Annotated in this window: 19 protein-coding genes; 10 read left to right on the forward strand and 9 right to left on the reverse strand. The window is 74.2% G+C overall.

The genetic code is table 11. The features are described from left to right. The first annotated feature begins 150 nt into the window (after positions 1-150). Positions 151-1,416 carry a pyridoxal phosphate-dependent aminotransferase gene (locus FMEAI12_RS29460; protein ID WP_112108608.1) on the forward strand — a complete coding sequence of 422 codons (1,266 nt, stop codon included), beginning with the start codon at positions 151-153 and terminating at the stop codon, positions 1,414-1,416. Positions 1,417-1,470: 54 nt separating this feature from the next. Here FMEAI12_RS29460 and FMEAI12_RS29465 read toward each other — a convergent pair whose 3' ends face one another. Continuing rightward, entirely contained in the window at positions 1,471-2,202 is a 732-nt protein-coding gene (locus FMEAI12_RS29465; protein ID WP_112108609.1) for a hypothetical protein, read from the reverse strand. A gap of 138 nt (positions 2,203-2,340) precedes the next feature. On the opposite strand from FMEAI12_RS29465, the gene FMEAI12_RS29470 reads away from it, so the two are divergent. Next, a complete protein-coding gene (locus FMEAI12_RS29470; RefSeq protein WP_112108630.1) occupies positions 2,341-2,772 on the forward strand; it encodes an antibiotic biosynthesis monooxygenase in 432 nt (143 codons plus the stop codon). A 76-nt stretch (positions 2,773-2,848) separates the two neighbouring features. Here FMEAI12_RS29470 and FMEAI12_RS29475 read toward each other — a convergent pair whose 3' ends face one another. Both FMEAI12_RS29475 and FMEAI12_RS29480 read right to left on the reverse strand, forming a co-directional pair. Next, positions 2,849-3,946 carry a hemolysin family protein gene (locus FMEAI12_RS29475; protein ID WP_112108610.1) on the reverse strand — a complete coding sequence of 366 codons (1,098 nt, stop codon included), beginning with the start codon at positions 3,944-3,946 and terminating at the stop codon, positions 2,849-2,851. Next, entirely contained in the window at positions 3,943-5,403 is a 1,461-nt protein-coding gene (locus FMEAI12_RS29480; protein WP_112108611.1) for a hemolysin family protein, read from the reverse strand. Before FMEAI12_RS29480 ends, FMEAI12_RS29475 begins: the two co-directional genes overlap by 4 nt. Before the next feature lie 297 nt (positions 5,404-5,700). Here FMEAI12_RS29480 and FMEAI12_RS29485 point away from each other — a divergent pair, with 297 nt between their 5' ends. Together FMEAI12_RS29485 and FMEAI12_RS37420 are read left to right on the forward strand one after the other, a co-directional pair. After that, positions 5,701-6,528, forward strand: coding sequence for a ParA family protein (locus FMEAI12_RS29485; protein ID WP_235014767.1), 828 nt, complete (start codon positions 5,701-5,703; stop codon positions 6,526-6,528). Continuing rightward, positions 6,525-6,941: a hypothetical protein gene (locus tag FMEAI12_RS37420; RefSeq protein WP_165938407.1), complete on the forward strand. Its 417-nt coding sequence runs from the start codon at positions 6,525-6,527 to the stop codon at positions 6,939-6,941. Before FMEAI12_RS29485 ends, FMEAI12_RS37420 begins: the two co-directional genes overlap by 4 nt. Before the next feature lie 52 nt (positions 6,942-6,993). Here FMEAI12_RS37420 and FMEAI12_RS29495 read toward each other — a convergent pair whose 3' ends face one another. Next, positions 6,994-8,523: a DEAD/DEAH box helicase gene (locus tag FMEAI12_RS29495; RefSeq protein ID WP_368672118.1), complete on the reverse strand. Its 1,530-nt coding sequence runs from the start codon at positions 8,521-8,523 to the stop codon at positions 6,994-6,996. 644 nt (positions 8,524-9,167) lie between these two features. Here FMEAI12_RS29495 and FMEAI12_RS29500 point away from each other — a divergent pair. After that, positions 9,168-9,815 carry a ferritin-like fold-containing protein gene (locus FMEAI12_RS29500; protein WP_368672119.1) on the forward strand — a complete coding sequence of 216 codons (648 nt, stop codon included), beginning with the start codon at positions 9,168-9,170 and terminating at the stop codon, positions 9,813-9,815. 148 nt (positions 9,816-9,963) lie between these two features. On the opposite strand, the gene FMEAI12_RS29505 is transcribed toward FMEAI12_RS29500, so the two are convergent. The 3 genes from FMEAI12_RS29505 to FMEAI12_RS29515 form a co-directional block, all read right to left on the reverse strand. Then, positions 9,964-10,191: a DUF3107 domain-containing protein gene (locus tag FMEAI12_RS29505; protein WP_020458563.1), complete on the reverse strand. Its 228-nt coding sequence runs from the start codon at positions 10,189-10,191 to the stop codon at positions 9,964-9,966. 157 nt (positions 10,192-10,348) lie between these two features. Next, positions 10,349-10,996, reverse strand: a complete 648-nt coding sequence (locus tag FMEAI12_RS29510) for a TetR/AcrR family transcriptional regulator (RefSeq protein ID WP_071059345.1) — start codon at positions 10,994-10,996, stop codon at positions 10,349-10,351. Positions 10,997-11,158: 162 nt separating this feature from the next. Then, complete coding sequence (locus FMEAI12_RS29515) at positions 11,159-11,359, reverse strand: hypothetical protein (RefSeq protein ID WP_071059346.1); 201 nt, start codon at positions 11,357-11,359, stop codon at positions 11,159-11,161. Between the two features lie 188 nt (positions 11,360-11,547). On the opposite strand from FMEAI12_RS29515, the gene FMEAI12_RS29520 reads away from it, so the two are divergent. The 3 genes from FMEAI12_RS29520 (at position 11,548) to FMEAI12_RS29530 (ending at position 14,695) form a co-directional block, all read left to right on the forward strand. Then, positions 11,548-12,504 (forward strand): Ku protein, encoded by a 957-nt coding sequence (locus FMEAI12_RS29520; RefSeq protein WP_112108633.1) that lies wholly within the window; start codon positions 11,548-11,550, stop codon positions 12,502-12,504. Between the two features lie 202 nt (positions 12,505-12,706). After that, entirely contained in the window at positions 12,707-13,879 is a 1,173-nt protein-coding gene (gene moeZ, locus FMEAI12_RS29525; RefSeq protein WP_071059347.1) for an adenylyltransferase/sulfurtransferase MoeZ, read from the forward strand. Positions 13,880-14,278: 399 nt separating this feature from the next. Continuing rightward, positions 14,279-14,695, forward strand: a complete 417-nt coding sequence (locus FMEAI12_RS29530) for an MGMT family protein (RefSeq protein ID WP_071059348.1) — start codon at positions 14,279-14,281, stop codon at positions 14,693-14,695. 165 nt (positions 14,696-14,860) lie between these two features. Here the strand turns inward: FMEAI12_RS29530 and FMEAI12_RS29535 are convergent, their stop codons facing one another. Beyond that, entirely contained in the window at positions 14,861-15,826 is a 966-nt protein-coding gene (locus tag FMEAI12_RS29535; RefSeq protein WP_112108612.1) for an SDR family NAD(P)-dependent oxidoreductase, read from the reverse strand. A 277-nt stretch (positions 15,827-16,103) separates the two neighbouring features. Here FMEAI12_RS29535 and FMEAI12_RS29540 point away from each other — a divergent pair, with 277 nt between their 5' ends. Then, positions 16,104-19,565: an ATP-dependent DNA helicase gene (locus FMEAI12_RS29540; protein WP_112108634.1), complete on the forward strand. Its 3,462-nt coding sequence runs from the start codon at positions 16,104-16,106 to the stop codon at positions 19,563-19,565. A 71-nt stretch (positions 19,566-19,636) separates the two neighbouring features. Then, on the forward strand, positions 19,637-22,879 hold the full coding sequence (locus FMEAI12_RS29545; RefSeq protein ID WP_368672120.1) for an ATP-dependent DNA helicase: 3,243 nt from the start codon (positions 19,637-19,639) through the stop codon (positions 22,877-22,879). Here FMEAI12_RS29545 and FMEAI12_RS29550 read toward each other — a convergent pair. Beyond that, on the reverse strand, positions 22,876-23,523 hold the full coding sequence (locus FMEAI12_RS29550) for a TetR/AcrR family transcriptional regulator (protein WP_112108636.1): 648 nt from the start codon (positions 23,521-23,523) through the stop codon (positions 22,876-22,878). The genes FMEAI12_RS29545 and FMEAI12_RS29550 overlap by 4 nt on opposite strands. Positions 23,524-23,638 lie beyond the last annotated feature (115 nt).

Below are 23,638 nucleotides of genomic sequence, written 5' to 3' on the forward strand. Positions count from 1 at the left end.
GAAGGGGGGTGGGGACCGGGGCGACGTCCCTTGTGTCGCCGTCTGTGCCGCCGCCCGTCGGCCAGGCCAGCTGGCCGGCGCAGGCGGCTGCGGCCTCAGCGCTGCGTGGCGTGGCCGAGGGCGCTGCGCGCTGAGGCCGCGCGCCATCATGTGTCCGTGGCCGAGGAGACGACAGACCAGCCGCCGCGGGTGGGCCGCGAGCGGGACGTGACCGCCGGGGCGTCCGGCCCGGCGATGCGGATCTCGGGGAGGGCGCAGACCTTCACCGAGTCCGTGATCCGGGACATGACCAGGCTCGCGCTGCGGCACGGGGCGGTGAACCTGGCGCAGGGCTTCCCGGACTTCGCCTGCCCGACCGAGCTGAAGGAAGCCGCGAAGGCGGCCATCGACGCCGACGTCAACCAGTACGCGATCACCTGGGGAGCGGCCGACTTCCGGGCCGCGATCGCCGCGAAGATCGGCCGCACCTATCCCGGCTGGACCGTCGACCCGGACACCGAGATCTGCGTGACCTGCGGCTCCACCGAGGCGATGATCGCCGCGATGCTGGCGCTGGTCGACCCCGGCGAGGAGGTCGTGTTCTTCGAGCCGTTCTACGAGAACTACGGCCCCGACTCGATCCTGTCCGGCGCGGTCCCCCGCCTGGTGCGCCTGCACGGCCCGGACTGGTCCATCGACCCGGCGGAGCTGCGCGCGGCCTGCTCGGACCGGACCCGCGCGATCGTCGTCAACACCCCGCACAACCCGACCGGCAAGGTGTTCAGCGCCGACGAGCTCGCCCTCATCGCGGAGCTCTGCCAGCGGCACGACATCCTGGTGTTCACCGACGAGATCTACGAACACATCCACTACCTGGGGCCGGGCGGGCACATCCCGCCGGCGACCGTCCCGGGCCTGGAGGACCGCACGGTCACCGTGAACGCGCTGTCGAAGACGTACGCGGTCACCGGCTGGAGGGTCGGGTGGACCGTCGCCCCCGCTTCCTACACCGAGGCGATCCGCAAGGTGCACGACTTCCTCACCGTCGGCGCCGCCGCGCCGCTGCAGGCCGCCGGCGTCGCCGCGATGGGACTGCCGCCCGAGTACTACGCCGGGCTCGCGCAGGAGTACCGGGTGCGCCGTGACCTCCTGTGCGGCGCGCTGGAGAACACCGGGTTCGCCCTCCGTCCACCGGACGGCGCCTACTACGTGATGTGCGACACCACCGACCTGGATCCGGCCGGCGACGACGTCGCCTTCGCGCGGCGGCTGGTGAGCGAGCTCGGGGTCGCAGCCGTCCCGGGATCGTCCTTCTACGCCGATCCGGCCGACGGTCGGCACATCGTCCGGTTCGGTTTCCCGAAGCGGCTGGAGACGCTGCGGGCGGCGACGGACCGCCTGCGACTGCTCGAGCGCACCCGGGCGGCCCACCCGTAACACGGATCAAGCCCGTGCCACTCCGACCCCTCGCAGGTGTGGCACTGGTCCGCGTTAGTCCCGGTGGGCTGGCACCGGCAGCGGGTAGCCGGCGGACGCGGCGCGGGCGTGTCCCCGGCGCACCTCCCGGGTGAGCGCGCGCAGGTACAGACGGCGGCGCAACTGTCCGGCGTGGTCCGCCGGCGGTCCGCCGGCGGACCGTCCCGACGCGCTCACCATCGCCGGGCGGGAGGGCAGCAGGTAGCGCCCGCGCAGGTACTCACCGATCCAGCGGCCCTGCGCGGCGGCCAGCTCAGGTTCGGCCGAGACCCGGTACAGCCCCTCCACCTCCTGGTGGAACACCCCGGCGAAGAAGTACTCCTCACTCCAGGACCGCGGGGCGCTCACCTGGCCCGGCTCGCCTTCATCGCCTGCCGGCGGGACGGCCGGCGGCGGAGCGCCGACGAACACGACCGCGTCCTGGCGGGCGAGCCCCAGGCCGACACCAGCCAGGCCAACACCGGCTGGGTCGGGAATGTCCAGTGCGAACGGGCGACCGCCGTCCGGGCCGGTGCGTAGCACCAGTGGGCCGGGGACGATGGTGAGGCGGTCGGCCATGCCGAACTCGCCGAGCGTGCGGGCGGCCTCCCGGGCCGGCGGGGAGGACGGGTCACCCGCGATCACGCCGATGCCGTCCAGTCCGCCGTCCACCAGGGCGATGAGTGCGGCTGTGCCGGCACCGGGGGGCGGTGCGCCGGGACCGGAACCGGCGTCGATGACCACAGCCAGCCGGGGAAGTCGGGACACGCTCGCCGACTGTAGTACCCGTCCGGGTGGGGGATGGTGCCGAGGCCCCGGCCCCGGCCCCGGCCCCGGCCACGGCCATGCGCCACACGTGGGGATCGACCGTGTCACGGCGCGGCACGGCGCACTACCGTGACGGTCATGAGCGTCGTGAAGATCAATGTCCTCACGGTCCCCCCGGCGATGCGGGAGACCCTGGAGTCGCGGTTCGCCGGGCGGGCCGGGATGGTCGAGAAGGCGGACGGGTTCGAGTGGTTCGAGCTCCTGCGCCCGTTCGAGGGAACCGACACCTACCTCGTCTACACCCGGTGGCGCAGCGAGGAGGACTTCCAGAAGTGGCAGTCCTCGATGGCGTTCAGTGAGGGCCACCGGGCGGCCGGGGTGGAGGCGTCGTCCGGCCAGGGCCACCCCGGCGGCCAGCCCGGCGGTTCGGGTGCCGCTCCCGCCGGCCATGGTGCTCCCACCGGCCACGGCGCCCCGGGTGGGCACGGTGCTCCGGGTGGGCCGGCCGCGTCCGGCGCCACGCTCTGGTCGTTCGAGGTCATCCAGACCGCCGCGCCGGCTGCCGGCTGACCGCTCGTCCCGCCGCTCGGTCCCGTGGGGGCGCGGCCGCGCCCCCGGCGCTCCGCGTTCCCGCGGGACCGGCCGTTCATGGTCGGGGGTCGGCCGTCTCGCGATGGCTCGCGTCCTCCACCTCGCCGACGAACTCCTCGACGACGTCCTCCATGGCGACGACGCCCAGGGTGGTGCCGGTTGCGTCCACCGCCCGGCCCAGGTGGCTGTTGGTGCGCTGCATGAGGCGGAGCGCCTCGTCCAGGTGCAGGTCGACCCCGATCTCGGCCATCCGGCGCAGCCGGCGGTGCGGCAGCGGCTCGTCGCGCTCCTGCTCGGGAACACCGAGGACGTCCTTGGCGTGCAGGAAGCCGGCCAGCTCCGCCACGGGCCCCACGCCACGGCCTGGCTCGCCACCGGCGTCCTGGCCCGGGGCGCGGACGGGGAACCGGGAGTAGCCCGTTTCGGCCACGGCCTCCTCCAGCTGGGCGGCGGTGACCGTCCACGGCACGGTGACGATCTCCGGCAGCGGGATCATCACTGAGCGGACGGTCCGTCCGGACAGTTCGAGCGCGTGCGTGAGCAGCTCGTGCTCACCGGCGGGCAGCAGGCCCTCCTGTCGGGACTGCCCGATCAGCGCCCCCAGTTCCTCCGGGGTGTAGGCGGAGGCCAGCTCGTCCGACGGGGTGACCCGCAGCAGCCGCAGCACCGCGTTCGCGAAGTGGTTCAGGAAGGCGATGAACGGCCGGGTGAACCGGGCGAACGCGAACAGCGGCGGGCCCAGCCAGAGCGCCGCGCGCTCCGGGCCGGCGATCGAGAGGTTCTTCGGGACCATCTCGCCCAGCACCATGTGCAGCGACACCACGATGCACAGCGCGATCACGAAGGCGATGGCGTGCTGGGCGCCGACGGGGACGTTCGCCGCCTCGAGCCCGGCCTCGAGGAGGTGGGCGACCGCCGGCTCGGCGACCGCGCCCAGGGCCAGCGAGCACACGGTGATGCCGAGCTGGGTGGCGGCGAGCATGGGGGAGAGGTGCTCCATGTGCGACAGGACGGCCGCCGCCCGCTTGTCGCCGTCCTCCACCATCGGCTCGACCCGGTCGCGGCGGGCCGAGATCAGCGCGAACTCGGCGCCGACGAAGAACGCATTCCCGGCGAGCAGCAGCACGCCGGCGAGAACAGCCAGCAGGTTCATCGGTCGCCCGCCCGCTCGGACGTGCCAGCGTGCCCGGACCTGCCCGCGTGCTCGGACGTCCCAGCATGCTCGGACGTCCCAGCATGCCCGGACGTACCAGCATGCCCGGGTGCGTCCGCCCGGGCGGGTGTCCCGTCCGTGGCTTCCGTGGGGCTGAGGCGTACCCGGTCGATCCGGTGGCCGTCGACCGAGGCCACAACGAGCTCATGGCCCTCGACCTGGACGACGTCACACGGCCTTCCCAGCCGGCCGAGGCGGGCCAGGACGAGCCCGCCGATGGTCTCGTAGGGGCCGGCGGGCAGGCGGGCTCCGGTCGCCTCGCTTACCTCGTCGAGGCGGAGCAGCCCGGACAACATCCACTGGCCGGCGCCGAGGGCCACCACGTCGGGTGGTGCCGGGCGGTCGTGCTCGTCGTCGACATCGCCGACGAGCTCCTCGACGAGGTCCTCCATCGTCACGATGCCGTCCGTGCCGCCGTACTCGTCGATGACGACGGCGAGCTGGAGGCCGCCGCGCCGCAGCCGGCGCAGCAGGACCTCGCAGTGCAGCGACGCGGGCACCAGCAGCGGCTCGACCATGATCTCCGGCACCGTCCGCCGCGCCCGCTCCGGCGCCGGGACTCCGAACGCGTCCTTGACGTGGACGACGCCGACCACGCCGTACCCGTCCTCGCCGATCTCGTCGTCCTCGCGCAGGACGGGGAAGCGCGAGTGCCCGGTGTGCTCGGCGAGGCGCAGCAGTTCCGCCAGCGAGGTGCCCGCCCCGGCGAAGACCGTCCGCACCCGCGGGGTCATCACGTCGGACGCCCGCCGGTCGCCGAAGCGCAGCGACCTGCTCAGCAGGGCCGCGGTGGTGACGGGCAGGGTGCCGTGCTCGGCCGAGGACGCCACGATCGAGCTCAGCTCGTCCGACGACCGGCCGCTGCGCAGCTCGTCCTGGGGCTCCACACCCATCGCCCGCAGCAGGGCGTTCGCCGAACCGTTCAGGACGGTGATCAGCGGCCGGAACACCCGCGAGAACATGACCTGCGCCGGCGCGACCGCCCGGGCGACCCGCACCGGCTCGGAGATCGCCCAGTTCTTCGGGACGAGCTCACCGAAGACCATCTGCGTCACGGTGGCCACTACCAGCCCCAGCACGATCGCGGTGACCTCGCGCGGCGACGGAGGGATGTGGGCGACGTCCAGTAGCGGTTCGAGCAGCGTGGCGACGGCGGGCTCGGCGATGTAGCCCACGACCAGCGAGGTCACCGTGATGCCGAGCTGCGCGCCCGAGAGCTGGAACGACAGCGAGCGCACCGCCCGCAGGACGATTCCGGCGCGGCGGTCGCCCGTGTTCGCCGCCTCCTCGACCTGGTGCGGCTCGACGGCGACGAGCGCGAATTCGGCGGCGACGAAGAGCGCGTTACCGGCGATCAGCAGGACGGCCACGAGCAGGTAACCGGCGGCCTCGAGCATTCAGGTGACTCCTTCTGGTCGGCGCGGCCGCACTGGTGCCCGGCGTATCCGGTCCATGGTCCGGCTGGTCGGGCGGCCGCGCGCGGTACAACGCGGGTCCGCCTCGCCCCGGGTACGCCCTGCCCGCGCGACACGCCCAGAACACGGCCCGGGCACCGCCGGCTGGCGGACATGTCGGCTTCGGTGGGCGAAAATGCCGCCCGCTTGCGGGGGTTCGCCCCGGGGGTCACCGCCGGCGCGCGACTCGGTCACGCAGGGTGTTGTGATCAGCCGGGCAAAGTAGGCACACTGCTCGGTGTGGCCCGGGTTCTCGCTGTCGCCAACCAGAAGGGTGGCGTCGCCAAGACGACCTCGGTGGCCAGCCTCGGCGCCGCGCTGTGCGAGCTCGGCCGCCGCGTCCTGCTCGTCGACCTGGACCCGCAGGCCTGCCTGACGTTCTCCCTCGGGCTCGACCCGGACTCCCTCGAGCTGTCCGTCCACGACGTGCTGCTCGGACGGCTGCCCGCGGGCATCGTGATCCGGTCCACCCCTGACGGCAGCGACCTGCTGCCCGCCACCATCGAACTCGCCGGCTGCGAGGCCATCCTGCTCTCGCGCACCGGGCGCGAGCACGCGCTGCGGCTGGCCCTCGTCGAGATCGCCGCCGGGTACGACTTCGTGCTCGTCGACTGCCCGCCCTCGCTCGGCGTGCTGACCATCAACGGCCTGACCGCGGCGGACGAGGTCGTCATCCCGATGCAGTGCGAGACGCTCTCGCACCGCGGGGTCGGCCAGCTCCTCGACACCGTCGCGGACGTTCAGCGGCTGACGAACCCGCGGCTGCGGGTTCGCGGGGTCCTGCCCACGCTGTTCGACGGGCGCACGGCGCACAGCCGGGCCGTGGTCGTGGACGTCGCCTCCCGCTACGAGGTGAAGATCCTCGAGCCGCCGGTGGTGCGGTCGGTGCGGTTCGCCGAGGCGCCGGGCCTGGGGCGGTCGATTCTCACCACCGCCGGCCGTTCCAAGGGAGCGGAGGCGTACCGCACGCACGCCCGGGCGATCGCGGGCGTGCCGGTACCTCTCGCCGCTCCCGCCGCTTCTGCTGCCGTCGGGCCGGACGCCGCCGTCTCGGGCGCGGCGGTGTGAGCGCGGGCGCGTCTGCGGGCTTCGACCGGCTCCGCCACCGTGGGACGGCGAAAAGCGGCCTGCGCAGCGCCTCCGGACTGGCCGGGCCGGAGCCGGCGGGTGGCCGGCCGTCCGGGCCGGCGCCGGTCGGCGGCCCCGGCTCCTCCGGCCGGCCGACGACGGCGATCGGCCGGGACGCGCACGGCAAGCGGGCCCTTTACAGCGGGGTGCGCCCGCCCGGCCCGCGCGGCACGAGCCTCGCGGTCACCTGCTCCCGCTGCGGCCGGACGAGCACGATCGGCCTGCGGCGGGCGCTGTGGGTGCTGATGCCGAGTGTGCATCTCCCGCTGCCGCTAGGACACCCGTCGCTGCTGCGCTGCCCCGCCTGCGGGCGGCCGAGCTGGGTGCGGCTCACGCTGCGGTCCCACCCGTGACCAGCGCGCGGCACGCCGAAGCATGCCGCGCGGGCCCTGGCGGGCTGGCGGGTCAGGCCGACTCGGCCCGGGGAGTGTGGTCGGCGCCGGGACCGGCCGCGTCGTCGTCCATCGACTCCACGTCGGTGTCGCGCACGGTGCCCGTGCCGCGCCCCCGGCCGCCGCGCCTACGCCGCCGGCGTCGGGCGGGCTCGGCTGTCGGGTCGGTGGCGGTGTCCTCGTCGGACTCGCTCAGGACGGCGTCGCCGCGGGCCGTGTCGCCACTGATGGCGCGGACCGGCGCGACGGGTACGTCCACGGTGCCGGTGAGGCCGTCGTCGAGGCCGGCCTGGCCCTCGGCGGCCAGGCCGGCCCGGGTCCGCGCCGAGTGCGGCAGCGTGCCCTTCACCCCGGCCGGGATGGCCAGCAGTTCGAACAGGTGCTCCGAGGTGGAGTAGGTCTCCAGCGGCTCCTCGAACGGGAGCGCCAGCGCCCGGTTGACCAGCGTCCACCGGGGCAGGTCGTCCCAGTCGACGAAGGTGACCGCGACACCGCTGCCGCCGGCCCGGCCGGTACGGCCGATTCGGTGCAGGTAGGCGTGCTCGTCCTCGGGGCACTGATAGTTCACGACGTGGGTGACGCCGCCGACGTCGATGCCGCGCGCGGCGACATCGGTGGCGACGAGGACGTCCACCTTGCCGGCGCGGAACGCGCGCAGCGCCTGCTCACGCTGGCCCTGGCCGAGGTCGCCGTGCACCGGCGCCGCGGCGAAGCCACGGCGGGCCAGGTCCTCGGCGACCTTGTCGGCGGTGCGCCGGGTGCGGACGAACACCATCGCCAGCCCGCGGCTCTCCGCCTGCAGGACGCGCGCGAGCACCTCCATCTTGTCCAGCGCGTGCGCACGGAAGACGTGCTGCTGCGTGTTCGGGACGGTGCGGCCCTCGTCGGGCTGCTCCGCGCGGACGTGCACCGGACGGGTCATGAACCTGCGGGCGAGCGAGATGACGGGCCCGGGCATCGTCGCGGAGAACAGCATCGTGTGCCGCTGCTCCGGCAGGAACGCGAGGATGCGCTCGACGTCGGGCAGGAAGCCGAGGTCGAGCATCTCGTCTGCCTCGTCGAGCACGAGGGCGCGCACGCCCGCGAGGTCGAGCGCCTTCTGACGGGCGAGGTCGAGCAGGCGCCCGGGCGTGCCGACGACGATGTCGACGCCGGCGCGCAGCGCGCTGAGCTGGGGTTCGTAGGCGCGGCCGCCGTACACCGACAGCACGCGCAGCCCGCGGCCGAGGCCGGCGCGGGCGATGTCCGCGGTGACCTGCACGCACAGCTCACGGGTGGGGACGACGACGAGCGCCTGCGGGCGGCCGTCCGCGCCCTCGTCCGGCGCCGTGACGACCTGGACGATGGGGATGCCGAAGGCGAGGGTCTTGCCGGTACCCGTCCGCGCCTGCCCGATGATGTCGGTGCGCTCGAGGGCGAGGGGGAGGGTGAGCTCCTGGATGGCGAACGGCCGGATGATGCCGACCTCCGCCAGGGCGGCGACTGTCTCGGCCCGCACGCCGATCTCGGCGAAGGTGGGGGCCAGACGCGGGGTGTCGGCCAGACTCGGGGTCTCGGCCGGGCTCGCGGTGTCAGAGCCGTCGCTGATGGGTTCGTTGTCGGGCGTTTGTGTGCTTGTGACGGACAGCGGGACGCTCCTGGTCTGCTCTGAGCGGTGTCCTACGCTGAACCCGCTCGCGATGTGCCGCGCGGCGCCTGCGGCCCGGTGTCGGGGCGGCGCCAGTCGATCAGCGGCCTGATGGCTGGGTGGTGTGATGACCACCGGCTAGCCCCAGGATAACCCGTGTCTCGCCCCGAGCGGGTGTGATATTGCAACGTTCTCGCCCACAGCCTCCGCGAACGCTGACGTCCAAGGGGTTCGTCGAGGGGCTCACAGGTGCCGGCGCCGCCCGGCGCGGGCACCGGGCGGCGCCGTCGCGCGGGCCGGACTCCGGGCCGCCGCCGGAGCCGCTACCAGGGCGCTCGACGCTGTTGGGGTGCGGTTGCCGAGCCGTGGCACCAAGCGCCGGGCCGGGCTCGCGCCGCGGTGCGCGGGCCGCGGGGTGCCAGAATCGCGCTGTGGCGCAGACCTCGCAGACCCGGACCGGAACCCTTCCCGCTGATGTGAACGGGGCGATCGATGCGACCGATGTGACCGACGCAACTGAGGCGACCGGCGCGCCGGTCGCCGCGGACCCCGCGCTCGCCGTGCCCGGCACCGCCGACCCGGCGCTCGTCGACCTGCTCGGCCTGCTCGCGTACGGCGAGCTGACCGCCTTCGAGCGGATGGCGACGGACGCCCGTATGTCCCCCACGCTCGCGGACAAGATCGCGCTCGGCCGGATGGCCGCGGCCGAGTTCGCGCACTTCGAGGCCATCGAGCGCGAGCTGACCCGGCTCGGGGTCGACCTGGAGCAGGCCATGGGGCCGTTCGTGCCGGCGCTGACCGCGTTCCACAACCTGACCGCGCCGTCGGACTGGCTGGAGAGCCTGGTCAAGGCGTACGTGGGAGACAACATCGCGGCGGACTTCTACCGGGAGATCGCCGGCCGGCTCGCTCCGCAGGCGCGTGCCCTGGTGCTCAGCGTGCTCGCCGACACCGGCCACGCGGCGTTCGCCGTCGAGCGGGTGCGGGCCGCCATCGCGACCAACCCGGTGGTGGCGGGCCGGCTCGCGCTGTGGGCGCGCCGGCTGGTGGGGGAGGCGCTGACACAGGCCCAGCGGGTCGCGGTGGACCGGGACGCGCTGACCGGCCTGCTCGCCGGCGTCGGGGACCTGCAGGAGATCGCCGGCATCTTCAACCGCATCATGGCCGCGCACGGCCGGCGGATGTCGGCGCTCGGCCTCTCCGCCTAGGGGAGACCTGACCAACGCGGGAGCGGGGACCTGACCGGGCTGCCGGGATGGGGCCGCCCGGATGCGGACGCCGGCCGTCGAGGTGAGGTGTGACGGTGAGGGCACATCTCGCCTCGAGGGGCCGACGCCGCGCCGGTCTGCTGGTCTGTCAGGCGGTGCCGAAGCCGACCCGACGCGATTCGGACTCCGCGATCTCGACGTAGGCGAGCGCGTCGACGGGCACGACGACCCGACGCCCCTTCTCGTCCACGAGGGTGAGAAGTCCGGTCTTGCCGTCGACCGCCTCGCTGATCAGCGCGGCGACCGTGTCCGGTGACTGGGTGCTCTCCAGTACCAGCTCACGACCGACGTGCTTGATCCCGATCTTGACCTCCACTCGATAACCTCCGCGTGGTCGAGTTTCCAGGGGCACTTCTCCGCGACGGCCACCGCCGCCGACGGACGATCAGCGCCCACACTATGGCCTGCGGGCCGTCGTTCGGGTGCTGTGGAGCGCTGTTCGCTGCCGGCACACGTCCGCGCCGGCGGCCGGGTCAGGGCGCCTCGGTGGCGGGCTGCTGTGGGTAACCGGCGATGCCACGCCAGGCGAGCTCGACCAGCGACTCCACGGCACGTTCCTTCGACACCCGCCCCTCGCGCAGCAGCCACCAGCGCGCGCCCGACTCGGCCAGCCCGACCAGCCCCATCGCCAGCAGGTCGGCCTCCTCCTGGGGGAGCCCGGTGTCCGCGACGATGGTGGCGGCGATCGCGCGCACGCACTGCGCCGAGGTGTTCTCCACCCGCTGCCGGACGGCCGGCTCGCTGCGCAGGTCGGACTCCAGGACGAGCTGGTGCGCGCCGCTGGGGTCTGCGACGAAGTCGAAGTAGGCCCGGATCGAGCGTTCGATCCGGATGTGGTTGTCCGTGGTCGAGGCGAGCGCCGCGCGCACGGCCGAGACCAGCTTCTCGGAGTGCTCGTCGAGCAGCGCGAGATAGAGGTCGAGCTTGCCGGGGAAGTGCTGGTAGAGCACCGGCTTGCTCACCCCGGCCCGCTCGGCGATCTCGTCCATCGCGGCCGCGTGGTAGCCCTGGGCGACGAACACCTCGCGGGCGGCCCCAAGCAGCTGGAAGCGGCGCGCTGTGCGGGGGAGCCGAGGAGTTCGGCCCGGCCGCGACTGTGGCGCCGCGGGCTCGGCTGTCACCGGCGTACCTCCCCGTCGGTCACCGGCATCGTCGATCAGACGCTAGGTCGATCAGACGCTAGGTCGATCAGGCGCGAGCCGTCGGTGCGCGGCCGCGCAGACATGTGGCCAACAGTACCCGCGATGGTCGGCCGCCCCCCGGATGCCGGCTCCGACCGGGGCCTACCTGTATTCCTCCTCGTCGTCCTGGTCGACCACGATGCTCTGCTCGACCGCGTCGAACTCGTCGACCTCGCGGGCCTGGGTGCCCTGAGCGCCCTCGACGAGCCCCGCCTGCGTCGTCCCCGACGGGCGAAGCTCCCGGGACTGCTCGGCGGCGTCGGCGTCCGGGACGTCCAGCGGGGGGTCGGTCGGTGACCTCATCGGGTGTCTCCCTCGGCGTTGGTCGGTCTCTCGGGCTGGTCGGCGTCTTCCGGTGGTGCGTGTCACCGATACCCCCACCGACCGCGTCGATTCCCGTCGACGGGGCCGCAGGCGACGTTTCGTCCGCGTGGCTTCCCAGTGGGCTTCTGGTGGGTCACTATTGGGTTGAGTCGACGTGAGGGGTGAACATGCGTTCGATTTGGAAGGGTGTGATCTCTTTCGGTCTGGTGTCGATCCCGATCCGGCTCTACCCCGCGGCCCAGGAGCGTGACGTCTCGTTCCACCAGGTCAGGCGTTCGGACGGCGCTCGGGTCAGGTACCGGCGGGTCGCCGCGACCGACGGCGAGGAGGTCGCCTACGCCGACATCGCGAAAGGCTACGAGCTCCCCGACGGGGAGATGGTCGTCCTCACCGACGACGACTTCACGAACCTGCCGCTGACGACGTCCCGCTCGATCAACGTGCTGGGGTTCGTCCCCCTCGAGCAGGTCGATCCGATCTACTTCGCGAAGAGCTACTACCTCGAGCCGGACCGCACCGGCCTCAAGCCGTACGTCCTGCTGCGCGACGCGCTCGCCGGCTCGGGGCGGGTCGCACTGGTCAAGATCGCGCTGCGCCAGCGCGAGCAGCTCGCGACGCTGCGGGTCCGCGACGACGTCTTCGTCCTGGAAACAATGCTGTGGCCGGACGAGGTCCGCGAGCCCGAGTTCGACGTCCTCGACGAGCAGGTGGACGTCCGGCCGCAGGAGCTGGCGATGGCGAGCTCACTGATCGACACCCTCGCCGCCGACTTCGACCCCACGAAGTTCCGCGACGGGTACCGCGAGGCGCTCCAGGCCGTGATCGACGCCAAGATCGCCGGCCGGGACGTCGTCGCACCTCCCTCCGAGCAGCCCGGCGTCGACGCGGCCGGTGACCTGATGGCGGCGCTGCGAGCAAGCATCGAGGCGGCCCGGACCGGCCGTGACGGCCAGAGCTCCGGCTCCGCGCGGGCGGCCCCGGCCGAGGCTGGCTCCGCCCGGGCCGGGGCTGGCTCCGCCCGGGCCGGGGCCCGGAAGGGCCAGCCGAGCCGGAGCCGGAAGGAGAAGGCGGACACGGCGGCCGACGAGGTCGTCAGCTCCCGGCCCACCCGCCGCTCGGCCTGACCCCCGCGCGGGTGCCGGACGTCCCGGGCGGGGTGGGGAACACCCGGGCCCGGGGACGCGCTGCACCATGTGGAGCGCCCGTTGCGGCGGCCCGTCCGGAGATCGGTGGGCTGTCGGCGGTCGCGCGAACCGCCGATCACGGCTGCCGGACCGGGCGGCTGTGGCATCGTCGGGTGGTACGACAGAGAAGGCGAGGAGCAACGTGTCACTACCGCCCCTGGTCTCCCCCGCCGAGGGGCTGACCGTCGACGAGGTCCGCCGGTACTCGCGGCACCTGATCATTCCCGACGTCGCGATGGACGGGCAGAAGCGCCTGAAGAACGCGAGGGTCCTCGCCGTCGGTGCGGGTGGCCTGGGCTCGCCGACCCTGATGTACCTGGCCGCGGCCGGGGTGGGGACGCTGGGCATCGTCGAGTTCGACGTGGTGGACGAGTCGAACCTGCAGCGCCAGATCATCCACGGGCAGTCCGACGTCGGCCGGAGCAAGGCCGAGTCCGCCCGCGACTCCGTCCGGGAGATCAACCCGCTGGTCAACGTGGTGATCCACGAGACCCGGCTGGACACCTCCAACGTGATGGAGATCTTCGCCCAGTACGACCTGATCGTCGACGGCACCGACAACTTCGCGACCCGCTACCTGGTCAACGACGCCTGCGTGCTGCTCGGCAAGCCCTACGTGTGGGGTTCCATCTACCGGTTCGACGGTCAGGCGAGCGTCTTCTGGGCCGAGCACGGCCCGTGCTACCGGTGCCTCTACCCCGAGCCGCCTCCGCCGGGCATGGTCCCCTCGTGCGCCGAGGGCGGTGTCCTCGGTGTGCTCTGCGCCTCCATCGGGTCGATCCAGACCACGGAGGCCATCAAGGTGCTGACCGGGGTGGGCGACCCGCTCGTCGGCCGGCTGATGGTCTACGACGCCCTGGAGATGTCCTACCGGACGATCAAGGTGCGCAAGGACCCGGAGTGCCCGCTGTGCGGGAAGAACCCGTCGATCACCGAGCTCATCGACTACGAGGCGTTCTGCGGCGTGGTCTCCGAGGAGGCCCAGCTCGCGGCGGCCGGCTCCACGATCACCGCCGCCGAGCTGAGGACCATGCTGGACGGCGGCGAGCCGATCGAGCTGATCGACGTCCGTGAGCCCGCGGAGTGGGAGATCGTGCGGATCCCCGGCGCGCGCCTCATCCCGAAGGGGGAGCTGCCGGCGCACCTGGCCGAGCTGCCCCAGGACCGGCGGGTCGTCGTCTACTGCAAGAGCGGGGTGCGCTCAGCCGAGGCCCTCGCGACCCTCAAGGGCGCCGGCTTCGCCACCGCCGTCCACGTCCAGGGCGGCGTGACCGCCTGGGCCACCCAGGTGGACAAGACCCTCCCCGTCTACTGATCCGTCTCCCCAACCGTCAGCCCCCGCGTCTCCTGGGTGGGCGTGCGCCCGGAAGATCTGTGGCGGGTGAGTGCGTCGGCACAGCCGCACTCACCCGCCACGGTCGTGCCGGAGGCCTTGCGGACCATCGTGTCCTCGCCCTTTGATTCCGTCCTCGCCGTTTCGGGGGTCGATCTCGGCGGATTCCGCTCCCGAAGGGCGAGAAGGATGCCAAAGGGCGAGCAGGCAACCCCGCCGGATGGGGTGTTTGTCCGCTAGATGGCGATCTGGTGGTGCGGGTGGGAATCCGTGGTTCCGGGCTGAGAGGAATCTGGGCTGTGCGAGACCAGCCTCGGGGAGGCTGGCCGAGCACGGGGAAGGGCGAGCCCCGGAGAAAACGCGTTGGGGAGGTCGGTGGGCATGGCGCGGGCGACGGATGGGCCCGGCGGGCCTCGGCGGGGGCGGTCTCCCGACACCGTTTCGGCGGGTGTCGCGACGCGGATCCACATCGGGGGAAGGCCGAGCCCCCACGCGATGGCCGTCCTCGAGGCCGTCACCCGGATACCGGCCGGCAAGGTCATGACCTACGGTGACGTCGCCGAGTTCGTCGGCGCCGGCACCGGGCGCACCGTGGGCGCGGTGCTTTCACGGCACGGTCACGAGGACGACGTCCCGTGGCACCGGGTGATTCGCGCGTCCGGGGAGCCGAACCCCGCCGCGCCCGCCGAGGCACTGCGACGCCTGCGCGCGGACAGCACCCCGTTGCGGCCCGGCGGTGATCGGGTCGATCTCGCGGCAGCCCGCTGGGACGGCGTCACCCGCCCTGACCGGCCCTGATTCCGTGCCGGCCCTGATTCTGCGCCAGCCTGATCCTCGGCTGGCGCCGATCTCCACCAGCTGCTGGGCCTCCACCTGCGCTGATCCCCGGTCGACGCCGGGGTTCAGCCGGCGTTGGGGCCCGGGCCGGTACCGACTCCGGTCGGCTGGGGCCCGCCTGTGCGATCAGCGGGCGGTGAACCCTCCGTCAGCTGAGTAGACGCTGCCGGTCACCAGGGACGCGCGGTCGGAGAGCAGGAAGTGGACGACCTCGGCGACCTCGGCGGCGGTCCCCAGCCGGTTCATCGGCTGGAAGAAGCGCGCCCCGCGGTGTGAGCTGACCATCGTGGTGTCGATGAACCCGGGTGCCACCGCGTTGACCCGGATTCCGCGCGTCGCGTTGTCCAGCGCGGCCACCCTGGTGAGTCCGATCACGCCGTGCTTGGCGGCGACGTAGGCCGGTGTGCCCTGTAGGCCGACCGTGCCCAGCACGGAGGCCATGTTGACGATCGAGCCGCCGCCGGCCGCGAGCATCGCCGGGATCTCGGCGCGCATGCTGTAGAAGACGCCGGAGAGGTTGACCGCGAGAACCCGGTCCCAGTCGGCGAGGGAGATGTCCTCCAGCGGGGCCCGGTCGGTGGCGATGCCCGCGTTGTTGACCGCGAGGTCGAGCCGTCCACCGGCCTCGATCGCCGTGGCGACGGCCTGGGCGACCGACTCCGGGTCGGCGACGTCGACCGCCACCGCCAGTGCGGTGCCGCCGGCCGCCTCGATCTCGCCGGCGACCTCCTTGGCCGCGACGGTGTCCCGGTCGGCCAGGACGACGAAGGCGCCGGCCGCGGCCAGCCGGCGGGCACAGGCGGCGCCGATTCCCGAGCCGGATCCGGTCACGAAGGCGACCCGGCCGGCGTACTCGCCGCCGCCCGCGACGGCGTCGCCGGCCGTCCTGGCGAACGGGCCGGTCACCGTCGCGACGCTACCGTCATCGCCGGGGCCGTCCGCCGTGCCGGCTCGTGGGCGTGGTGCCGTGACCGCCCGCGCCGGGGCCGAGGCGTCGGCCTGTGGCCGTCGTGCCCGTCGTCCGGTGGATGCCCCCTGGGCCTCCGGCGCGGTCCGCGTGGAATGACCGGCCGGGACGTCGTCGTCCGTCATGCTCGGTGAAACTGCCACGTTCCGACGTCGACTCGCAGCTGTTTCGACACTTTTGGTGGTATTCGTACTCATCTTTGTGCTGCTCCAAAGGGTGCCGGTGTCGTCGCGCTGACAGCACTTCCGTGCCATCGGCGCCGACCTCGTCCGTGCTTTGGCGATCTTGTCAGAGTGTCGTGATGTGCTGTGCGGCGTGGTCACCGTGCCGACGCCTGCCCGCCCTGCCCGGCGGCCGTCGTTTCGCCTGGTGTCGCCCTTCGTCCCGGTGGCCGGACCCATCGTGTTGGACACGGCGCAGACCGACGTGGTGGGACACGCCGGTGGTCCGCTACTAGTCCTCGCCGGTCCGGGAACGGGAAAGACCACAACCCTGGTCGAGGCAGTCGCCCGGCGGATCGAGGCCGGGGCGGATCCGGCGTCCCTGCTGGTGCTCACGTTCAGTCGGCGGGCCGCCCGCCACCTGCGCGAACGGTTCGCCGTCCGGCTCGGGGCGGCCGCCGTCGGGCCGGCGGCGTGGACGTTCCACGCCTGGTGCCTCGGGCTGCTGCGCGCGTACGGCGCCGCCACCCCGCTCGGCGGCTTCCGCCTGCTGTCGGGCCCCGAGCAGGACGCCCGGCTGCGCGACCTCATCGAAGGCTCCCGCGAGCTGGGACGTCCGGTCTGGCCTGATCCACTCGCCGGCTGTCTGAACACCCGCGGCTTCGCAGAGGAGATCAGGATGCTGCTCACGCGGGCCCGGGAGATCGGCGTCGATCCGCCGGCGCTGGCGCGCATCGCCCGGCGGGTGGGCCGCTCCGACTGGGCGGCCGTCGCCGAGTTCTACGGCGACTACCTCGACGCGCTCGGCGCGGAGGGAGCCCTCGACTACGCCGACCTGGTGCACGCCGCGGCGAACCTCGCCGCCGAGCCGGACGTCCTCGCCCAGCTGCGGCAGCGGTACCGGGCGGTGTTCGTCGACGAGTACCAGGACACCGACCCGGCGCAGGAGCGGCTGCTGACCGCCGTCGCCGGCGGCGGGGGGGACCTGGTCGTCTTCGGTGACCCGGACCAGTCGATCTACGCCTTCCGCGGGGCGGAGGTCCGGGGCCTGCTCGACTTCCCGAACCGGTTCCCCCGCGCCGACGGCTCGCCGGCGCCCGTCGCCGCGCTGCGGCGGTGCCGTCGGATGGCCCCGGCGCCGCTGGCCGCCTCCCGCCGCGTCGCGGCGTCGCTTCCCTCGGCGGGCCTGCCGGTCCGCCACGTCCGCGCGCACCGTGATCTTGTCTCCGTGGGGGCCGTCGGGCCGGGCCAGGTCGCGGCCCGCACCTATCCGACGGCCGGCGCCGAGGCGGAGGCGATCGCCGAGCTGCTGCGCCGCGAGCATCTCGAGAACGGCGTCGACTGGGACGACATGGCCGTCCTGGTCCGCTCCACCGCGCCGCTCGGGCTGCTGCGCCGGGTGCTGACGGCGGCGGGCGTCCCGGTGAGCGTGGCGGGTGGGGAGCTCCCGCCGGCGCGGGAGCCGGCGGCGGCGCTGCTCCTCACGGCCCTGCGCTGCGCGGACGACCCGGCGGTCCAGCTGACGCCGGAGACGGCGCGTGCGCTGCTGACCTCCCCGCTGGGCGGCGCGGACCCGGCCGGCCTGCGCGCCCTCGGCCGCGAGCTGCGCGCCCACGACGCCGCCGCCCGCGCCGCTGCCCGGAGCACCACTGCCAGAAACAGCACTGCCCGCGACAGCACTGCCCGCGACAGCACTGCCCGCGACAGCACTGCCCACGACGCCGTCGGCCCGATCGCCCTGCCGGAGCCGCGCTCGGCACCGGAGGCGGACGGGTCGGTGCTCGGTCTGCCCGCGTCCTCGGCCGAGCTGCTGCGCGAGGCGGTCGCCGATCCGGAGCGGGTTCTGCTCGCCGTCCCGGACGAGCTCGCCGCGCCCGCGCGCCGGCTCGGGCGGTTGCTGCGAACCGTGCGCGCCGAGCTGCGGCGGGGGGCGGCCCCGGAGGACGCGCTGTGGACACTGTGGACGGCCAGCGAGTGGGGCCCCAGGCTGGAGCGGGCGTCCGCGGTCGGCGGGCCGGCCGGGCGGTCGGCCGACCGTGACCTCGACGCCGTCGTCGCGCTGTTCGACGCCGTCGGGCGTCTCGGTGAGCGGCGCGGGCCGGGCTTCGGGGTGAGCTCCGTCGTCGAGGAGCTGACCCGCCAGCAGATCGCGCCGGAGACGGCGCAGGCCCGGGCCGGTCGCCCGGCCACCGTCCGGCTGCTCACCGCGCACCGCTCCAAGGGGCTGGAATGGGAGGTCGTGGTCGTCTGCGGCGTGCAGGACGGCGTCTGGCCGGACCTGCGCCAGCGGCACACCCTGCTCGGGGCCGAGCAGCTCGACTCGCCGCGCAACGGCGGCGTCCGCCCGCCGCGGACCAGGGAGGAGCTGCTCGCCGACGAGCGTCGCCTGTTCTATGTGGCGCTCACCCGGGCGCGCCGCCGCCTGGTGGTGACCGCGGTGGACGGCGCCGACGACGACGGGGAGCAGCCCAGTCGGTTCCTGGCCGAGCTCGGGGTGCAGGTGGAGAGCGTCCGGGCCCGCCCGCCGCGTCCACTCACCCTGGTCGGCCTGGTCGCCGCGCTGCGGCGGCTGACAGTCGACCCGGAGGCGTCGGCGGCGATGCGGGAAGCCGCGGGGGTCCGGCTCGCGGCCCTGGCCGCCGCCTCCGACGAGACCGGCCGGGTGCTGGTCCCCGCCGCCCATCCGGACCGCTGGTGGGGCCTGCTGGACGTGACGAGCTCGGACGTCCCGGTCGTCGCGCCCGACGCGCCGATCCGGCTCTCGGGGTCCTCGCTGTCGGGCCTGAGCTCCTGCGGGCTGCGCTGGTTCCTGGAGCACGAGGCGAACGCGGCCGAGCCGGCGTCGCCCGCGCAGGGCTTCGGCAAGGTCGTGCACGCGCTGGCCGACGAGGTGACGACGGGCCGGACGCAGGCGCGGCTCGAGGCCCTCGACGCGCGGCTCGACCTGGTCTGGCGGCATCTGGAGTTCGACTCGCGGTGGCGCTCCGAGCAGGAACGCGCGGCGGCGCGGGAGGCGCTCGGCCGGTTCCTCGAGTGGCACGCCGCGCAGCGCGGCCGCGAGGTCGTCGCGTCCGAGGTGCGTTTCTCCTGCGACATCGAGGTGGCGGGCCGGGTCGTGCGGCTGCGCGGCTTCATCGACCGGGTCGAGCTCGACGACGCCGGCGGGGTGCACGTCGTCGACTTCAAGACCGGCCGGACGCCGCCGAGCCGGCGTGACCTGGCGACCCACGCACAGCTGGGCAGCTACCAGCTCGCCGTCCGCGAGGGCGCCCTCGACCCGGTACTGGACGAGGCCGCCCGCCGCCGCGATCCGACCGCGCCCGGCGATCCGACCGCGCCCGGCGAGGTGCCCGGGGCTGGGGACCCGTCCTGGGTCGGGGAGCCGTCCACCGGCGGGGCGCCGTCCACCGCCGGTGAGCGGCCGGCGGCGGTGCCCGGCGGGGCGGAGCTGGTGCAGCTCCGGCGGGACGCGGGCGGCGACAACACCGGCCCGCGCCTGCCGGCGGAGGAACCGGGGCCGCCCGAGGTGCAGCGTCAGGACGCGCTTCCCGGCGGCCGGGCGTGGATCGACGACATGGTCGAGAACGCGGTGCGGACCGTGACGACCGAGTCCTTCCGGCCCACCCCCGGCGAGGGGTGCACCATGTGTTCGTTCCGTCGGTGCTGCCCGGGGCGGCCGGAGGGGGAGCAGGTGATCGATTGACCGGCGCGGCGGGGGCCGCCGAGCAGGTGCTTCCCGGTCTCGACCCGGAGCCGGCAGGCGCGGGCGGTGCCATGACCGGCCCGGTGCCGGAACCGGAGTACCTGCGGGAGCTGCTCGGCGTCCCGTACACCGACGAACAGCTGGCCGCGGCCACCGCGCCGCTGGAGCCGGCTGTCGTCATCGCCGGCGCCGGGTCGGGCAAGACGTCCGTGATGGCCGCCCGTGTGGTCTGGTTGGTGGCCACCCGTCAGGTCGAGCCGGGGCGGGTGCTGGGCCTGACGTTCACGAACAAGGCCGCCGCCGAGCTGGCCGGCCGGGTGCGGACGGCGTTGCGCCGCGCCCGCGAGAACGTCCCCGGCCAGCCGGCCGCGGACGACGCCGACGAGCCGACGATCGGCACCTACCACGCCTACGCCGGGCGTCTCGTCAGCGAGCACGCGCTGCGGCTCGGCCTCGAGCCCGACACCCGGATGCTCGTCGCGGCCGCGCGCTACCAGCTCGCGGCCCGCGTCGCCCGCGCCCACCGCGGCCGCGTCGAGGCGCTGACGAAGTCGATGCCCGCGCTCGTCGCCGACCTCGTCGCGCTCGACGGGGAGATGAGCGAGCACCTCGTCTCCGCCGACGACCTGATGGCCTTCGACGCGGACCTGTTCGACCGGGCGATGGCGGCCCTGGCGAGCGCGGCGCTGCGACCGGGCACGAAGGGCCTGCGCAAGGAGCTGCGCCGGATGGCGGCCACGGCCCGGGGGCGGCGTGAGCTCGCCGGCCTCGTCGCCGACTACCGGGCGGCCCGGCGCGGCCGGGACGTCCTCGACTTCGGCGACCAGGTCACCTTCGCCGCCCGGCTGGCCCGCTACTCCCCGGAGGTCGGCGCCGCCGAGCGGACACGGTTCGGCGTGGTGCTCCTCGACGAGTACCAGGACACCTCCGTCGCCCAGCGCACGATGCTGGCCGGGCTGTTCGGCGGCGGCCATCCGGTGACCGCCGTCGGTGACCCCTGCCAGGCGATCTACGGGTGGCGGGGCGCGTCGGTGGCCAACCTGGACAACTTCCCCGATCACTTCCCGCACGCGGACGGCACCCCGTCCGCGCGGTACCTGCTGTCGGTGAACCAGCGCAGCGGCGGCCGGCTGCTGACGCTGGCCAACGCGGTGGCGGCCCCGCTGCGGGCCCGCCACCACGTCGTCGAGCTGCGTCCCCGGGCAGACGTCGTCGCCGCCGGGCGGACCCTGGTGGCGCTGCACGAGAGCTGGGCGCAGGAGGTCACCTGGGTCGCCGCCCGGCTGGCCGAGCTGGTCGCGGCGGGGGAGCGGCCCGGGAACATGGCCGTGCTCGTGCGGGCCCGCTCGGACGTCCGCGCGCTGCACACGGCGCTGACGGCCGCCGGGCTGCCGGTCGAGGTGGTGGGCCTCGCCGGCCTGCTGGACCTGCCCGAGGTCGCCGACGTCGTCGCCGTGCTGGAGGTGCTGGACTCGCCGGTCGCCAACGCGGCGCTCGTCCGGCTGCTCACCGGGCCGCGGGTCCGCCTCGGCCCGCGCGACCTGGCCGCGCTGGGCCGCCGCGCGCGGGCGCTGCTGCGCACCACCGGCACGACCGCACCCACGGCCGCCGGCGGGAGCGCGCTGGCGGAGGCCGTCGCCGGGGTCGACCCGTGCGACGTCGTCGCCCTCGCCGACGCCCTCACCGACCCCGGCGAGGAGATCTCGGCCCAGGGACGGGAGCGGGCCGCCCGGCTCGGCGCGGAGCTGGCGGCGCTGCGCGCGCACGTCGGCGACGGGCTGCTCGACCTGCTCCACCGGGTGATCTCCACGATCGGGCTGGACGTCGAGCTCGCCGCCAGCCCGCGTGCCGTGGCGGCGCGCCGCCGGGAGAACCTGGCCTCCTTCCTCGACGCGGCGGCCGACTTCGACGACCCCGACGGGCCGAACTCGCTGACGTCCTTCCTCGGCTTCCTACGGGCGGCCCGCGAGCACGAACGCGGGCTGGACATCACCGGGCCGTCCGGCGCGGACGCCGTCGCGCTGATGACCATGCACCGGGCGAAGGGCCTCGAATGGGAGGTCGTGGCCGTGCCCAACCTGAGTCGTGGGGTCTTTCCCGACCTGACGGTGCGGGACAGGTGGCCGACCACGACCGGGGTGCTGCCGACCCCGCTGCGCGGCGACGCGGCCGAGCTGCCGTCCTACGAGCTCGACGACTCGAAGGCGGCCCTGGAGGCCTACACCGAGGACTGCCGGGAGTACCAGGAGCGCGAGGAGCGGCGGCTGGCCTACGTCGCGTTCACCCGGGCGAAGTCGGTGCTGCTCGGCAGCGGCCACTGGTGGGGGCCGACCCAGCGCACCAGGCGTGGCCCCTCGGTGTTCCTCACCGAGCTGCACGACCACGCGGCCGAGGGGAACGGGCGGGTGGACGTGTGGACCTCCGAACCGGAGCGGGGCGGCAACCCCGCGCTGGCCGTCCCGGTGGAGTTCGCGTGGCCGGCGCCCTACGAGCCGGTGGCGTTCGCCCGCCGGCGGGAGGCGGCGGCGGGCGTCGCCGAGGCCCTGGCGATGATCCGCTCCGGCCAGGCCCCGTTGGTCGACGAGCCGGGCGGGATGACCGCCCGCGAGCGGGCCCTGCTCGCCGAGCTCGACCGCGAAGCCGCGCTGCTGCTCGCCGAGGAGCGCGTGGCCCGGGCCCCGTTCCGGGACGTCCCGATCCCGGCGAGCCTGACCGCCTCCGAGATCGTGCGGATGCGGGCCGACCCGGTCGAGTTCGCCCGCGACCTGGCCCGGCCGGTGCCGCGCCGGCCGGTGCCGCAGGCCCGGCGGGGAACCCGCTTCCACGCCTGGGTGGAGGAGATGTTCGACCAGCGGCCACTCATCGACGTCGAGGACCTCGCCGACGCCGCAGATGCCGCCGTCCTCACGGACGACCGCGACCTCTCCGGCCTGCAGGCGGCCTTCCTGGCCAGCCCGTACGGCGCCCGCCGCCCGTTCGCCCTGGAGGCGCCGTTCGAGGTGATGATCGGCGGGCGCGCGGTGCGGGGGCGCATCGACGCCGTCTACGAGCTCGGCGGTGGGCGCTGGGAGGTCGTCGACTGGAAGACCGGCTCGGAGGCCGCCGATCCCGTCCAGCTCGCGGTCTACCGGGTCGCCTGGGCGCGGGTCCGCGGCGTGGCCGTGGCGGACGTCGACGCGGCCTACTTCTACGTCGCGTCCGGGCGAGTCGTGCGCCCGCCGCTGCTCGGCGAGGACGAGATCACCGCCCTGCTCTCGGGCCGTGCCTGGTCCACCGGCAACACCTCCGACGGCACCTCCGACAGCACCGCCTAGGACGCGGCGGGGGGCCGCTGCGTGGCGCCGCGGCGTAGGCCGTCGAGAAGGACGGCGACGACGCGCTGGTTGTGCTCGGGCCCTCGCCCGGGTACAGGCTGGCACAGCGCAGTGAGGGCGTGCAGGAGATCCTCGGCGCTGATGTCATCGCGAACCGCGCCGTCGGCCACCGCTGCGGCGAGCAGTGCCGTGAGGGTGGGGCCGAGCCGCTGCAGGAAGTAGCCGGGCAGCCCCTGGAACGCCGGATCGCCCGAGTGCAGCGCTGAGGCGAGTCCGCGTTTGGTCGCGAGCAGTTCGGTGAACCGGTCGATCCATCTGATGAGCGCTTCCGCCGGTTCGTGCCTGGCGCTCAGGGTCGGGCCCGCGTCGGCGACGGCGTCGATTCCGTTTTCCACCACGGCTTTGACCAGATCAGAGCGCTGCGGGAAGTGCCGGTACAGCGTGCCGACTCCTACGCCGGCCAGGTCGGTGATCTCCTTCGCCGGTGCGTCCACGCCGGAGGTGGCAAAGACGGTCCTCGCGGCCTCGACCAACGCATCGACGTTGCGTCGCGCGTCGGCGCGCCGACGCGGCGCCGGTTCGCCACCGCCCGGCTTCGCGGAGCCGGGCGGTGAGACCCCGGCCTGCGTCCCGTTCCGAGACACCACGTCACCTCCGTCTGATCACTCCGCTTGCATAAGCGGAAAAGCTTTCCGTATAGTTCCGGAAAGGCATTCCGCTTACCGCAGCCTACGGCAGCCACCCGGTGCCGACCATCAC

This window comes from Parafrankia sp. Ea1.12 (assembly GCF_900465275.1).
Taxonomy (GTDB): Bacteria; Actinomycetota; Actinomycetes; order Frankiales; family Frankiaceae; genus Parafrankia; species Parafrankia soli.